This is a genomic window from Tardiphaga sp. 619_E2_N8_4, from assembly GCF_051810905.1.
GTDB lineage: Bacteria > Pseudomonadota > Alphaproteobacteria > Rhizobiales > Xanthobacteraceae > Tardiphaga > Tardiphaga robiniae.
Map to the genome: position 1 here is coordinate 4,209,079 of NZ_JBPWQJ010000001.1, position 13,314 is coordinate 4,222,392.

Annotated in this window: 12 protein-coding genes and 1 tRNA gene; 7 read left to right on the forward strand and 6 right to left on the reverse strand. The window is 59.8% G+C overall.

Annotation, left to right across the window (positions count from 1 at the left end; genetic code table 11):
• Positions 1–2: 2 nt before the first annotated feature.
• Complete coding sequence (locus AB8A23_RS20290; RefSeq protein WP_231080638.1) at positions 3–896, reverse strand: FkbM family methyltransferase; 894 nt, start codon at positions 894–896, stop codon at positions 3–5.
• Between the two features lie 117 nt (positions 897–1,013).
• Here AB8A23_RS20290 and AB8A23_RS20295 point away from each other — a divergent pair, with 117 nt between their 5' ends.
• Positions 1,014–1,157 (forward strand): hypothetical protein, encoded by a 144-nt coding sequence (locus tag AB8A23_RS20295; RefSeq protein ID WP_231080639.1) that lies wholly within the window; start codon positions 1,014–1,016, stop codon positions 1,155–1,157.
• A 6-nt stretch (positions 1,158–1,163) separates the two neighbouring features.
• Here AB8A23_RS20295 and AB8A23_RS20300 read toward each other — a convergent pair whose 3' ends face one another.
• Positions 1,164–1,592 (reverse strand): DUF1801 domain-containing protein, encoded by a 429-nt coding sequence (locus AB8A23_RS20300; RefSeq protein ID WP_231080640.1) that lies wholly within the window; start codon positions 1,590–1,592, stop codon positions 1,164–1,166.
• A gap of 383 nt (positions 1,593–1,975) precedes the next feature.
• On the opposite strand from AB8A23_RS20300, the gene AB8A23_RS20305 reads away from it, so the two are divergent.
• The 6 genes from AB8A23_RS20305 to AB8A23_RS20330 all read left to right on the forward strand — a co-directional run bounded on the left by AB8A23_RS20305 (position 1,976) and on the right by AB8A23_RS20330 (position 7,749).
• Positions 1,976–3,064 (forward strand): hypothetical protein, encoded by a 1,089-nt coding sequence (locus AB8A23_RS20305; protein WP_231080641.1) that lies wholly within the window; start codon positions 1,976–1,978, stop codon positions 3,062–3,064.
• A gap of 40 nt (positions 3,065–3,104) precedes the next feature.
• Complete coding sequence (locus AB8A23_RS20310; protein WP_231080642.1) at positions 3,105–5,879, forward strand: xanthine dehydrogenase family protein molybdopterin-binding subunit; 2,775 nt, start codon at positions 3,105–3,107, stop codon at positions 5,877–5,879.
• Complete coding sequence (locus AB8A23_RS20315) at positions 5,876–6,406, forward strand: (2Fe-2S)-binding protein (protein ID WP_184516750.1); 531 nt, start codon at positions 5,876–5,878, stop codon at positions 6,404–6,406. The genes AB8A23_RS20310 and AB8A23_RS20315 overlap by 4 nt, the downstream gene beginning before the upstream one ends.
• Complete coding sequence (locus tag AB8A23_RS20320) at positions 6,403–7,017, forward strand: Isoquinoline 1-oxidoreductase subunit (RefSeq protein WP_231080643.1); 615 nt, start codon at positions 6,403–6,405, stop codon at positions 7,015–7,017. Before AB8A23_RS20315 ends, AB8A23_RS20320 begins: the two co-directional genes overlap by 4 nt.
• A gap of 135 nt (positions 7,018–7,152) precedes the next feature.
• Complete coding sequence (locus AB8A23_RS20325; RefSeq protein ID WP_170849671.1) at positions 7,153–7,329, forward strand: hypothetical protein; 177 nt, start codon at positions 7,153–7,155, stop codon at positions 7,327–7,329.
• Between the two features lie 66 nt (positions 7,330–7,395).
• Complete coding sequence (locus AB8A23_RS20330) at positions 7,396–7,749, forward strand: response regulator (RefSeq protein WP_231080648.1); 354 nt, start codon at positions 7,396–7,398, stop codon at positions 7,747–7,749.
• A 63-nt stretch (positions 7,750–7,812) separates the two neighbouring features.
• Here the strand turns inward: AB8A23_RS20330 and AB8A23_RS20335 are convergent, their stop codons facing one another.
• The 4 genes from AB8A23_RS20335 to AB8A23_RS20350 form a co-directional block, all read right to left on the reverse strand.
• Positions 7,813–8,142, reverse strand: a complete 330-nt coding sequence (locus AB8A23_RS20335; protein ID WP_439058419.1) for a hypothetical protein — start codon at positions 8,140–8,142, stop codon at positions 7,813–7,815.
• Between the two features lie 1,671 nt (positions 8,143–9,813).
• Positions 9,814–11,721: a PAS domain S-box protein gene (locus AB8A23_RS20340; protein WP_439058418.1), complete on the reverse strand. Its 1,908-nt coding sequence runs from the start codon at positions 11,719–11,721 to the stop codon at positions 9,814–9,816.
• Positions 11,722–12,126: 405 nt separating this feature from the next.
• Positions 12,127–12,203 (reverse strand) — tRNA-Arg (locus AB8A23_RS20345).
• Between the two features lie 270 nt (positions 12,204–12,473).
• On the reverse strand, positions 12,474–12,896 hold the full coding sequence (locus tag AB8A23_RS20350) for a hypothetical protein (protein WP_439058417.1): 423 nt from the start codon (positions 12,894–12,896) through the stop codon (positions 12,474–12,476).
• Positions 12,897–13,314 lie beyond the last annotated feature (418 nt).

Genomic DNA, 13,314 nt, shown 5'->3' on the forward strand with positions numbered 1-13,314 from the left:
GTTTAAAGTCTGCCGCCAGCTACTTTGGGGCGATTGGCCTGGAGCAGGGCGACATAGCGGTTCTTGGCATCGGGCGCGACGGCACCGCGGCTGGCGAGATGATGCACACAGTTCAGCGCCAGATCGAACGAGCCGTAGCAATGATGCGCGATCAGCGCGAGGTGCTTGAGCTGCTCGCTATCCATCGCCTCGGCCTGGATGAAATCCCGGACATAGACGACGTCGGCCTCGACGAGTTGATTAATGGCAGCAGCAGGGTTGGGGCCCATCATCGGCGCGATCATCTTCTTGTTGATGGCCGCGAACATGTGCGGAATGAAGCCGAGGCTGCGCAGTTCGAGATCGATGTCGCCGAACACCGGCTGCTTCTCATAGAGCGGCACGAAGGAGACTTCGGTCTGAATGGCGACGGCCTTTGCCAGTTTGCTGCGACCGTTCCTGAACACCGACAGTTCGCCACCCTGAATGTCGATCTTCAAGAGATCGATGTGGTCGATCTCGGCGATATCATCGAGCCGCCGTGTATCGAGCGGGAGCCTGTCGACGACACGTCCGAGCTCGGTAAAATTCGGAAAGTGCGTGAGTGTTTTCGGCTCAGGCTGCAGCAGGCTGGCAAAGCCGATGCCGCGGCAGATGTTCAGCGTATGGCTGCCGCCATCGCCGACGGCATAAGGAAGATAGGTCTCAAACGCGCCCTTGTGTGCCTGCAGTTGCGCCAATGCCTGCGGATGCGGATCGAAACCGGTAACGCGGCAAAGTCTGCTTTGCAGCATCGGCTTATAGGGCGGATCGCCATCGATGGGATTGGCGCCAATGTCGACGACATCGGTCAGCTGTGCTGGCTGGAGCAGCGCGGATAAACCATCATCGTTGCGTCGAATCGCGCCGTGCCGCATGCGTACCTTTCCTGCGAATGGTGCGACAATGCTTGCTTCAGTGGGCGCAGGCAGCGTGTCAGAGTGTCGCGCGACAATTCGAGCGATTGAGGTACTTGGCGCCGGAATGGAGGACGAATGAAAGACGAACAAAGGGATGATGCGGCGCGCAACCGCCCCATCCATCATTCGCCGCTGTTCTGGATCGGTGTTGTTCTGTGCCTGGCAGCCATCGTCATCTATGTGATGTCTTACGACCTGTCATGGCCGGTCGCTAAATAACGACGCTCACGCTTTCTTTGGCTTCTTCTTTGTCGAGGTGTTCAGCGCCACCGCAGCGCGGATGAGCGCCTTCAGCGCCTTTTCATCCAGCTTGTCGCCCTCGTGAATATCGATGGCCCGCCGGGTGTTGCCGTCGAGGCTGGAGTTGAACAGGCCAGACGGGTCATCGAGCGATGCGCCCTTCGCGAAGGTCATCTTCACGACCGCCTTGTAGGTCTCGCCGGTGCAGATGATGCCCGCGTGTTCCCAGACCGGAACGCCGCGCCACTTCCATTCCTCGACCACGTCGGGGACAGCCTGCCTGATGATCTTTCGGACGGAAGCGAGCATCTCACCGCGCCAGTCACCCAGCTCCTTGATCTTCGTGTCGATCAGCACGGAGGGAGAACCTGCCTCGTTGATCTCCGTCGATTTGCTGGGCGTCTTTTTTGCCATGCGCTCCCCCTTCGACGCCCGGAGCCATACAGCTCTATTAGTGGTGCTTACCTACGTGTCGTGAAAATAACCCCGCCTGTTTCGAGCGTCCAGCCTCCGCTACAGGCGAACGAAAAACCGCTACGCGCTGCGCATTCCGGATCGCGAACCAATTCCTGTGTCACGAAATTGCGTGTAGCCTTGAACCACCAGCGCTTTGCGTGATTCGTAGCGTTTTTCTTATTCAGTTCAGTTGCATTCGAGAGCATTCCGCCCGTCACGGCGGGTTTGCTTTCGTCAACTATGTCGCGACCATTTCTGCTGAATGGAAAGGCAGATTTTTAAGATGTGCTGCGCTAGTCGTGACAGTAGCAATCGCCAAGATGACTCGGAGGAGTCCGGATATGACGTATCGCCACGCTGTCGCCCTTGCGGCTGTCCTGTTGGGGGGCGTCGGCGCCGCCCATGCCCAGACCCTGCCATCCTACATGGCGCCGATTTCCGGGCTGACCGCGACAACGCCTGCCGAGACCGCCACCAAGGATATGCTCGCGCTCAACACCGGCATGTTTGAGCTTTATGGCGACGCAGCGAAAGTCTTCCGCACCAATATTCTCGCCAAGCATCCCGTGATCCTCGGCCTGTTCTCCGGCGCCGGCGGCAAATTCACGTTGTACCAGCCCGGCAAACCGCCACTCGACGCGCCCTCGGTGCCGATGGTCTATCAGCTGCTCAAGTCGGTCGGGCACAGCACCATGGCGCTGGCCGAGGTGGTCGGCCCCTATGTGAACAATCCCGACAACAAATCCTGGCTCGGCTCGATGAAGGCCTATCGCAGCCGCATGCAGTCGGCGCTGGATGGTCTCGACCTCACGCCGATGCAGGCCGACTGGCGCGACAACAACCGCACCATTCTGCAGAACAACCTGGCTTTCATGGATGAGTGCATCGCCAAGGGCGTCATCCCCTTCGATACACTGGAGACATTTGGCAAGAAGCAGGCGCCGTTCCTTGCGAAGAACGTGACTTGGGCCGCGCAGACCCAGGTCAATCACTGGATGACCGTGCTGGGCGACTGGAAGAAGATGCTGGGTCCCGATTGGGACAAGGCCTATGCCGCGAGCAACACGATTTACGTGGCACGGCAGAACAACGTGCTGTTCAGCGTGCTGGCACAGTTCTTCCCGCCGGAGGCCATCAACGATCGTCTGCTGCTGATCGAGACCGTGTCGTTCACCACCACGCAGGCCGATATGCTGGAGTCGCTGACGCGCATCATCGCGGATCGCTCCGTGGGGGCGCTGTTCTTCGGCAACTATCACCTGATGGACTACGAATTGATGGGGGGCGACGCCCGCGCTGCCATCATCGCCGAGAGCGCCAAGCGCGGCATGACGCCGTTCCTGCCGCCCGTGGTGCCGTTCGGCTCCAACCAGTGGCCGACGCTGATCACGACCGGGCCGGGGCCGGCCACCATCGCCGATCTCAAGTAATCGGCGCGGCGGCGGACGACTGTCGATCAGGGGTGGAAGCATGCGGACTTCGCGTCGCGAGTTTATGAAGTGGGTATCGGCTGGCGGTATTTCGCTCAGCCTGTCGCATCTAGCTGCGGCGGAGCCGGTGGCGTTCCCGGCACGCGAGACACTGCCGGGGCGGGGCAAGTTGAATCCCGCTATCGGCGGCGCCGGCCGTGTCGATGGCGTCGCCAAGGTCACCGGCTCGAAACTCTATGCCTCGGATTTCCGGGCGAATGACCTGCCGGGCTGGCCGGCCAAGACCTCGCACGCGATTTTGGTGCGCGCGCCCGATGCCACTCATGTTTATCTTGGCATGGACCTCGCGCGGTTGAGCGGGGCGCTGAAGCCTACGGTAATCGTCACCGCGGTGGATCTCGCCAGGATCAACATCCGCGTTCCCGCCTACTATGAAGGCGATCTGTTCTGTCCCGTCGGCAAGACGCCGCTCTATATGGGCCAGCCTGTTGCGCTGCTGATCTTTGAGCAGTTCGACACCTATGACCGCGCGCGGATGGCCTTGCGCGATGGTACCTTCGTGCAGTTTGGCGAGGAGACCGGCCCGATCGTAATGCCGAACTATGCGGCGTATCGTTTCACCCGCGTTGCCGGCGCCACGCCCGATGCGCCAGATGTCTACTCGCCGGTCCTTGCCGGCTGGGTCACGCCCGGCCGTACCCAGGCGTCCGCGCTGCCGGTATGGTCCTCGACCGCGCACAAGAACGAGGCCGGTTACGAGAAGGCTGCGGTCTATGGCGACCAGATCCGTGCCGAGATCGCCGCCAGCGAGTCTTCGGCTCTGGTACTGGACCGCACCTTCGATACGCAGTCCGTCGATCCGATGTTTATGGAGCCGGAATGCGGGCTGGGCTGGTACAGCGCAAAAGACAAGGCGCTCGAACTGGTGCTGGGCGTGCAGTCGCCGTATGAAGCGGCGGAATCAATCGCGTTTCTGCTTGGCGAAACCAAAGCGCCGTTCAAGCCGAGTGCGATCAACGCGCAATTCGCCTATGTGGGGGGCGGTTTCGGCGGCCGCGACCATACGCCATTCATTTTCTATGTGACGCTGGCGGCGATATTCTTCCCGGACCGTCCGGTGCGGCTGGCGCACGATCGGTATCAGCAATTTCAGGCTGGCATCAAACGCCACGCCATCAAGATGCGCTCGCGCATGTCGGTCGATCGCGCCTCTGGCAAGATCACGGCCTTCGCCGCCGATCACGTGCTCGATGGCGGTGGTCTCGCCAATTTCTCGGCCAATGTCGCCACCTGCGCCGCAACGGCTGCGATTGGTATCTATGACGTGCCGAAGGTCGATGTGACGACTGTGGCAGAGCATACCCGCGGCGTGACCGCGGGCTCGATGCGCGGCTACGGTTCGCTGCAGACCATGACCGCGCTGGAAGTTCTGATCGACGAGGCGGCGCTTGCGCTGAAGCTCGATCCCATCGACTTCCGGCGACGCAATGCCCTGAAGCAGGATGGCCGCACCATGACCGGCAATCCCTATATCGTCTCGGTGCGGAGCTTAGAGGTTCTCGACAAGCTCGAGCAGCACGCGATCTGGAAGCAACGAGCTGCAGAGAAGGCGCGCGCGACCAGTGGCATACTGGTCGGCACCGGCGTCGCCTGTGTGACCAAGGACTACGGCACCGGCGGCGATAGTTCTAACGGTCGCGTTGAACTCAGCCCCGACGGCAGGATCGCGATCTTCTGCGACCATGTGGAGATGGGCAATGGCATCGGCACGGCGCTGGCCAATCGCGTCGCATTGCACCTCGGCAGCATTGCTGACGAAGTGGCGGTGTCGCAGGTCGGCGTGTTCGATGCGCTGGAGCTGGTGACCTCCGGCGATTGCTACACCATGGACCAGAAGACCCAGGACAAGGCCGAGAAGGATCCGCGCTGGGTGCCGTCGATCAGTTCGGCCACGTCAGCCTCCATCGGCGCCCATGTCGGTACCCATGCCGCGGCGGAAGCTGCGCGGGTGATCTTCCGCTTCGGTCTGTGGCCGGCGGCGCTGGCGCTATGGAATATCGGCCCGCGCGATCCACGCGCCAGGGACTTTGCCAAAGCGCAGTGGAAGGACGGACAGCTCACAATGGCGGGCCTGCCGTCGCTGCCGTTGGACAAACTCGCCGCTGCGGCCCATGCACGCAATCTGGTCACCGGCGCCGTGGCGCACGGGTTCTCGCGCTGGTCGTGGGCACGCGCACGTTTCCCCATTAACGGCGAGCAGTATCGCGCCGAGATCGACGGGCTCGCGCTACGTCGTGGCGCCGGCAAATTCACGCGCATCAACCGTGCCAGCGTGTTGTTCCCGCCAACCGATAACAACCGGATGGGCACGGCCTATACAGCGGCATGCGGTGCAACAGTCCGGGTCGAGATCGAGAAAGCGACCGGCGTGCTGCGCATCGCCAAAGCCTATACCGCATTCGAATGCGGGCAGGCGCTGGTGCCGGAGGTCGTGATTGGCCAGGCACAAGGCGGCTTCGCCATGGGCGTCGGTTACGCACTTTTGGAAACGCTGCCGCCGTTTGAGGGCGGACCCGGCAACGGGCAATGGAATCTCGGTCAATATCTGGTGGCGCGAGGATCAGACCTGTCGCTGCGCGACGTCGAGATTGAGCTGATGCCGCCGCTGACACCGGACGAATTGCCGAAGGGCATGGCCGAGGTGGTGATGATCCCCATCGTGCCGGCATTGCTCAACGCCATCCATGACGCCATCGGCCACCGCTTCGCGGCGCTGCCGGTGACACAGGCCATGCTCAAGGGAGCGCTCGCGTGACGACACTGGGCATCACCATCAACGGACAGGTCCATGCGCCCACCGAGGTGCGCGACGATCTCTCCATGAACGACTTCCTGCGCGAATATCTGGGCATGACCGGCACCAAATTCGGCTGCGGCGCCGCGCAGTGCCTGAGCTGTGTCGTGATCGTCGACGAGCCCGACGGCACCTGCCACACCAATCCGACCTGCGTGACCTCGGCGGCGAGCTTCCACGGCAAGACCATCCGCACGGTCGAGGGCCACGCCAAGAACGGCGAGCTGTCGCCGTTGCAGAAGGCCTTCATCAGGCATTTCGCGTTCCAGTGCGGTTACTGTACCGCCGGTTTTCTCAATGAAGGGCAGGTGCTGCTCGAGCAGATGGCCAGGACGCCTGTGCCGCGCGCGGGCCTTGAAGAGAGGATCGCCGAGGCGCTTGACGGGCATCTGTGTCGCTGCACCGGCTACTTCAAGTATCATGAGGCCGTGCTCGATGTGATCCTCAGCGACGCGAAGCGCTATCTCATTCAGGAGCCGCGCGGATGAGAGCCGAGACACGCGTCAAGACTCTGGTTGTCGTCGCGACGCTCGGGATGAGCATGCTCACGGCCTATGCGGCCGGGCAGGGCGCATCGAAAGGGCTGGCGAGCCCGGAGAGTTTCAATGGCATCGCCGATACCAGTGCGCGCTCCGCAGCGATCTTTACCGAACTCGGCAAGGTGTTGACGCATCCGCGCTGCGTGAACTGCCATCCCGCCGGCGACATGCCGCGGCAGGGCGATGCGCGCCGTTTGCATCAGCCGCCGGTGACGCGTGGGTCCGATGGCCACGGCACCGCGGCGATGCGCTGCAACTCCTGTCACAAGGACGCCAATTTCGAACCCGGCCGCATCCCCGGTCATCACGAATGGCACCTGGCGCCGCGCGAGATGGCATGGGAAGGCAAGACCGTCGCAGAGATCTGCGCGCAGATCAAAGATCCCGCACGCAATGGCGGCCGCAAGGTCGAGGATCTCATCGACCACATTGGCAAGGATACGCTGGTCGGCTGGGCTTGGGCGCCGGGTTACGGACGTGCGCCTGCGCCGGGTACGCAGGCTGAGGCGGGCGCTCTCGTGGAAGCCTGGGCGAAGACCGGCGCGGCGTGTCCGGGCTGATGCCACGACGCCATTTCTGACCCAGTCCCGTTTGTCTCTGTAGACTGGCCCGGCGCCAACAGATTGCATGTTCGTTACGCGGGAACTCTCTGAACAGAAATCCATTATCCGGTCTGAAAAAACCGGAGGTGTGTCATGAAGCAAGTGCCCGACGCTGAAGAAAACCGCCGGCTGGGGAAAATCCAGTCTGACAAGGCCGGCAAGCTCCCCGAGGGCGATGCCAAGCAGGCTCACTTGAAGAAAGCTCGAGACTACGAGGCGGATGCTCGTTCGAGGGCTTGGCGGGATTCCAATCTCAAGTCTCCGAAGTAATGATCGGGAACGATTGTACGCTAACTAACTTAGGAGGAGTGCCATGTTGGCTCTCGAGGTTTCGGAATGCCGACAGTGCTGGTTGTTGAGGATGACCCCCTCATTCGGGATTTGATTAGCGAAGAATTGGTCGAATCAGGCTTCGATGTTTTGCAGGTAGGCGACGCCAATCAGGCAATTGCCGTCCTAGAGGCCCGCCAGGATATCCACCTCGTGTTCACGGATATCGATATGCCCGGCTCCATGGATGGCCTCAAGCTAGCTGCTGCTGTTCGTGACAGGTGGCCACCGATCCACATCATTATCACAACTGGGAAGGCGAGGCCCATGACGATTCCGGCCAACGCGCTTTTCATTCCGAAGCCCTACCTGACCACGGCGGTGATATCTGCGATGCGGACGTTCGAGAACATGCGTTAGGTGGCTGGCGTCGGCAATTCGATTCCGGTACCGCGCGTCTGCTGCGCTGGTGGAAGCCTCTGCCTAAATCATACGGATAACCTTCTCGGCATCCGTATAAGCCTCTTCTTCTGATGGGAAATCCTCAGACGTGACAACGCTTTTCAATGCAACGCCATTCATGGTCAGGACGGCTCCATCTTTGCGGGAAATAGCTGCACGCCAGAATCCTGGCCGTCGCTGGTAAGCGAGAATGGAGAACTGAGCTTTATTTGCCATTGCAATGTTCGGCGCCTCAAAGGCGGCCGTGTCAAGGCCGGCTAATTTGGCGAAGTCGCGCGCGCCGCAGCTGGGCTTGATGTGAGCTAAGTGAACTCTCCTAAGGGCATATGATTGTGCGGAAAAGCGACGCATCTGGCGCGTCGCCTCAGGCTCTTTATCAAGAAGGTATCCGCGGCCTCAGTTTCCGAGCGAGTTCGGAACTTGGCGTCATCGGGCCGGTTAAGGCAAAGGCCGGCATCCTCGCGAGGGCGTGGCTATGCGGGCCTTACCCAAGGGAGAGGCAGATGAAAGTAACACGCCAAGTTGTACTAGTTTGTGCAGCCACGCTGGGTCTCGGTAGCGCGTCGGTCCAAGCGGGTCCATGCAACACCAGCAAAACGACTGAAATGCGCGACGCTGGTTCGGGCCCGACTCCAGGCAACACCGGCTCGACTGTCGGTGCAAATTCCAAAACTGATCAGCACCCGCCGACGAGCGCCATGAACCAGCAGTCCGGGAATATTCCTGCTTCATCTGAGGACGCCCAGAAGCAAATGCAAGGGAAGCCAACTGCGGCGCAGCAGGCCGACGGGGCGAAGGCTCAAGGTAGCGACTGCTGATGTTCATGACGAACCGGCCTTCAGCACGCGGGGCATTCATCGCTTAGGCTGTCGAGGACGTTCTACTCTTGCCTAAGAACGTGCGGTGTTCCGCGAGCGACGGAGCGTACTACTGCATGGTGCTTTGTCGCGGCCGCGCGTAACCGGCTCGTCGCATGACGCGATCGCTTGGGCTTCCATCAAGTAAATCGGCGGGCGGCATTCCAGGCCATGGTCAGACCTTCTCGCCTGAAATCTATCCGCTCGAGGGCTCGTCGGGATCCCCTCCGTTCAAGTGCAGTCCAGCGCGTTCCTCAACCTGCCAAGCTTCTTCCTGGTATTTCGCCGCCAAAGCATTCAGCCGATCTGATACTGACCGAAATCCGACGAATTTGGCGAACTCTTTGCACCTTCGAGACATGGCCCTCAGTTGAACTGCTGTTGCGATCGCTTTTCGCTGGAGCTTTGTGGGAGCCATCGATGTCCTAGGTTTCACCGCGCGACAAACACTCCACTATTTCGCAAAACAGCGGGCGCGTTGAACCAACGACAAGAAGATGAGTGTAGTTCCATGAGACAAAGTATCGCAAGGCCGGCGAAGAGCGGGCCTATTGATATCGGGCCATCAGCTTTCGCGTGCTAGTTCGAAAGATGCGGCGCAGCTCGCATTGATACGCGAATAAAAGTTCCAGCGTTGCCGAAATGAAAGACCTAGCGTGACGCGTGAATGTTAGAAGGTTCAGCAGCATCTGGCAGAGCTGTCTGGTTACAGTCAACGTGATGGTCGCTGATCAAATCAAGCGCCCGATGCTTCCACCTTTCTGCTTCGGCTAGAAATTTCCAACTTTCCTCGGGAAAAAACGAGGCGCGCTGTCGACACATGCTCTCCATTGCTCGTGCATGTAGAAGCTCTTTCATCGCTTCCTCCCCACTTCAGAACAGACCTCATTCTGCGCTCCACAAATCAGACGTAAAGAGCCTCGGAGAAATAAATCGCCCGAAATACCGTAAGGGATCTGCATCGGGAGCGCTGCTTCCGTGCCTGTATGCGATCAATCTCAGTCATCGAATATCGTTCCGAGCCGAATCCGGCGCCATAGGTCGCTCTGCGGCGCAACAAATTCGCGGTTGTGAAGGAGGTCACCTCCGAAACCGGTTTGGCACAGAAAGCGGTGCCGGAGCCGGCCCGACCGGCGCGCTTCACGTGGATGGTCAGAGGATGCTGTCAAGCGACACCGCTGCGAGCTGTCTCTAATGCATTGCTGAGCTCGTGAAGCTCATAGGGTTTGCGCAATAGCAGAAACTCTGAACCTGATTTCCGGGAGGCGTCACTATAGCCCGTCGCAAGCACCACCGGCATGTGCGGGTGACTCCGTCTAAGATTGCGAGCGAGGCCGAGACCATCCAACTTTCCGGGCATCACAATATCACTAAATACAATGTCGATGCCGTCGCGTTCAATCTCGCGCATTGCGGATTCTGCGTCCGTTACCCATTTCACGCGATATCCCAGCTCTTCCAAAAGAACGGTGCTGGAGGTTGCGACATCTGGATTGTCTTCAACGAGAAGAACGGTGCCGGCGCCTTCGGCCAGAACCTCTGCTTCATGCACGCCAGCATGGCCCTCTCCGCGTGGGAGCCGAATGACGATTTCCGTGCCTGCGCCGAGCTTGCTTTTGATTTCTACACTGCCGCCAGCCTGGTTGACAAAGCCATGGACTTGCGAGAGCCCCAATCCCGTTCCCTTGCCGACAGGCTTGGTCGTGAAAAAGGGATCGAACACCTTCGCAATGACATCCTCAGGAATACCAGCGCCGGTATCGATCACTTTGATATTCACATGCTCGCCTATATCTTCTCCGTCCACGACACGATGATTTTCTGCTGTGATCGTCAACGTGCCCCCGTCGGGCATGGCATCACGAGAGTTGATGCCGAGATTGATGATTGCGGTCTCGAGCTCGGTTGGATCCGCGAAGACCGGCCAGACTCCGGCGGGTACGGAGATTTCGAGCTTTATCGCGCTGCCTAGGACTGTGGCCAAGACTTCGCGTACAGCTTGCACTGTCTCTCCAACGTCAAGCAGCACCGGGTCGACTTGTTGGCGCCGCGCAAAAGTCAGCAGTTGGCGCGTCAGTGCCGCCCCGCGGCGAACGCTTGCCTCTATCGCTTCTGCTGCCTTGACCACGCGAGGGTCGATGGCGTGGCGCTTGATAAGCCGAGCGTTACCGGTAACCGCCATAAGCAGGTTATTAAAATCATGTGCCACTCCACCGGTCAGTTGACCGAGCGCATCCATCTTCTGTGATTCAGCCAGCTGCCTTTGCATATTTTCAAGTTGCTGCACCGCCAGGCGTCGTTCTGTGATGTCGCGCGTAATCTTGGCAAAGCCGATCAGCTCGCCTGCATCATTGCGGACGGGATCGATGACCACACTCGCCCAGAAAAACGTGCCGTCTTTGCGAACGCGTAAGCCTTCCTCCTCGTAACGGCCGTTCTTACGGGCAGTCTCCAGAGCACGCGCCGGCTTTCCCGCTTCGCGATCACCAGGGGTGTAAAATCGCGAGAAGTGCTGTCCGATAATTTCTTCGGGAAGATAGCCCTTGATTCGCTGGCCGCCCAAGTTCCAGCTGGTGATCCGACCTTCCGGATCAAGCATATACAAAGCGTAGTCGGTGACATTTCCCACCAGCAGGCGAAAATGGTTCTCGCTCTCGTTTAATGCGAAGCGCGCCTGCATCCGCTCGGTGATGTCCCGCGTGATTTTCGCGAAACCGACAAGCACACCATCTTCATAAATGGCATCAATGACGACGGAAGCGAAAAATCGCGAACCGTCCTTACGCATCCGCCAGCCTTCCGCTTCGAAGCGCTTGTCCCGCCGCGCGGCCTCTAGCGCAGCAGCGGGAAGTCCGGCTTCGCGATCCTCCGGGGGGTAGAAAACCGAAAAGTGCTGACCCACGATTTCATCTGCGGAATATCCTTTGATCTTCTCGGCGCCTGTATTCCAATTTGATACAATGCCGTTCAGGTCCAGCAGATAGATCGCATAATCTGTGACGCCTTGAACGAGGAGCCGAAAGGCGCGCTCGCTTTCGAAAAGACCGCGTCCAGCGTTATTTGTCTCTGCCATCGTTCACTTCCCGCGAAACTACTAATGCGTGTCCGGTTTGGCGGTGCCCACAAGGCTGCACCGCTGTCGGCACGGCGACGGAGAGATCCGCAAGGTCTTCAGCGTAAGCCGTCATGCGCGGGACACAAGAAGACAGTTTTTGGCGGAGGCGGAACTAACGAAGTGCCAAGGAGTTAAGCGTTGTTTAGGCGAAGTCGACGCGGCGCCGAAGAAGGCCGCCGCAGCTTTGAAAAATTCGTCGCGATCTGTCCAATCCACGATCGGTATGTGATCAGTGCGATCACAATCGCCAATCCTGCAAAGACCCACGACTGCGTCTCTGATTGAGGCACGTTGACCGTGAAAAAAGTTACCGCGTTATAATGTACGGCAAGTCATTGAAAGTATTGGAATCGGAAAATGACGTGGCGATCCCAGCAGGATTCGAACCTGCAACCCACGGAGTAGAAATCCGTTACTCTATCCAGTTGAGCTATGGGACCGGCGCGTCGTCATATCATCGTCGGTATGGCTTGGACAGACCGGGTAAGTTGGCCGGATTCGGACACGGTTTTCAAGCGTTTGGGCGGTTGGTGAGCTGGCCTTTCTCTTGCTGATTGAGCGGTGAACCCGCGATTTCAGCCAGAAAGTGTGCCGACTTGATCCGCTTTTCGTTCCAAAACCGAACAGCCGTCTGTGCGTTCGACGTCGCTTCGATACCTGTCCCGTTCGGGGATGCCTTCGCAGCTTCGGGGCCGGCAGATTGGCGGGCCCTAAGACTCCGACGGCGGGGGCCGCGATGGTGGCTTGTCGTCCTTGTTATTGTCACTGGAGATGCCGCGCTGGCCGGTCTCGCCTGGCTCGCCGTCGACGTCATCCTCAAATAGCTGCTCCGGGAAGCCGTATTGCCTGGTCACGAAACGGCCGGCCATATAGGAGATCTGGCACGCGATCAGACATCCGGTCGTGACCGCAACGCCGCCCAGCGCCGAAAATCCCTGGCCCCATGTCACGACGGCGGACAGGACAGCGACCAGCACGGTCGTCACGACAATGACCCAGACGGGGCCGACGAGTCCGACGGCGAGGCCCGCGAGTGAACTTGTCGCCAAAAGAAGTTCGATCATGATGCGATGCGCCCAGAACGACCGAACGGTCGGGCGATCGCCGTGATCGTCCGGTGCCGCAAGGCGCACCCATCTGACCGCAGCTGGAAGACTTGGGTACCCGTGATCTCCGGTCGTCCCCAACAGGCTGCTTTTAGTCTTAACGTGTCGCGTTTGATTAAAACGCGTAGGGGGCGATCGCGGGCCGGGCCGGGCCGGGCGTTCATGGGCGTATGACCCGTTGTAAAACTGTCACCAAAATCGTCGGCGCGTGCTCGAACCGTTTCCCACACAGGGGCGACCAATCGGCGGTGACGTGGCTTTGCTTTCGGGAGGGCCCGCCGCCATGATGCCCGCGGCTTGCGCGTGGGGCTGCGATTTGAGTTACCCGGGTTCGTCACATGATGTTGCCAGCAATCACCGTGTCTCGCGTTGCGCCGGTCGAGAGACTCGCGAACAAGCTGGCCATGAGTCCGTCACCGTTTTTACGCACATTTGAATCCAGGCG

Bases quoted from the DNA above. Each gene is read 5' to 3' on its own strand.
- AB8A23_RS20290 (WP_231080638.1), bottom strand. From the start codon at position 896: ATGCGGCACGGCGCGATTCGACGCAACGATGATGGTTTATCCGCGCTG.
- AB8A23_RS20295 (WP_231080639.1), top strand. From the start codon at position 1,014: ATGAAAGACGAACAAAGGGATGATGCGGCGCGCAACCGCCCCATCCAT.
- AB8A23_RS20300 (WP_231080640.1), bottom strand. From the start codon at position 1,592: ATGGCAAAAAAGACGCCCAGCAAATCGACGGAGATCAACGAGGCAGGT.
- AB8A23_RS20305 (WP_231080641.1), top strand. From the start codon at position 1,976: ATGACGTATCGCCACGCTGTCGCCCTTGCGGCTGTCCTGTTGGGGGGC.
- AB8A23_RS20310 (WP_231080642.1), top strand. From the start codon at position 3,105: ATGCGGACTTCGCGTCGCGAGTTTATGAAGTGGGTATCGGCTGGCGGT.
- AB8A23_RS20320 (WP_231080643.1), top strand. From the start codon at position 6,403: ATGAGAGCCGAGACACGCGTCAAGACTCTGGTTGTCGTCGCGACGCTC.
- AB8A23_RS20325 (WP_170849671.1), top strand. From the start codon at position 7,153: ATGAAGCAAGTGCCCGACGCTGAAGAAAACCGCCGGCTGGGGAAAATC.
- AB8A23_RS20330 (WP_231080648.1), top strand. From the start codon at position 7,396: ATGCCGACAGTGCTGGTTGTTGAGGATGACCCCCTCATTCGGGATTTG.
- AB8A23_RS20335 (WP_439058419.1), bottom strand. From the start codon at position 8,142: ATGCGTCGCTTTTCCGCACAATCATATGCCCTTAGGAGAGTTCACTTA.
- AB8A23_RS20340 (WP_439058418.1), bottom strand. From the start codon at position 11,721: ATGGCAGAGACAAATAACGCTGGACGCGGTCTTTTCGAAAGCGAGCGC.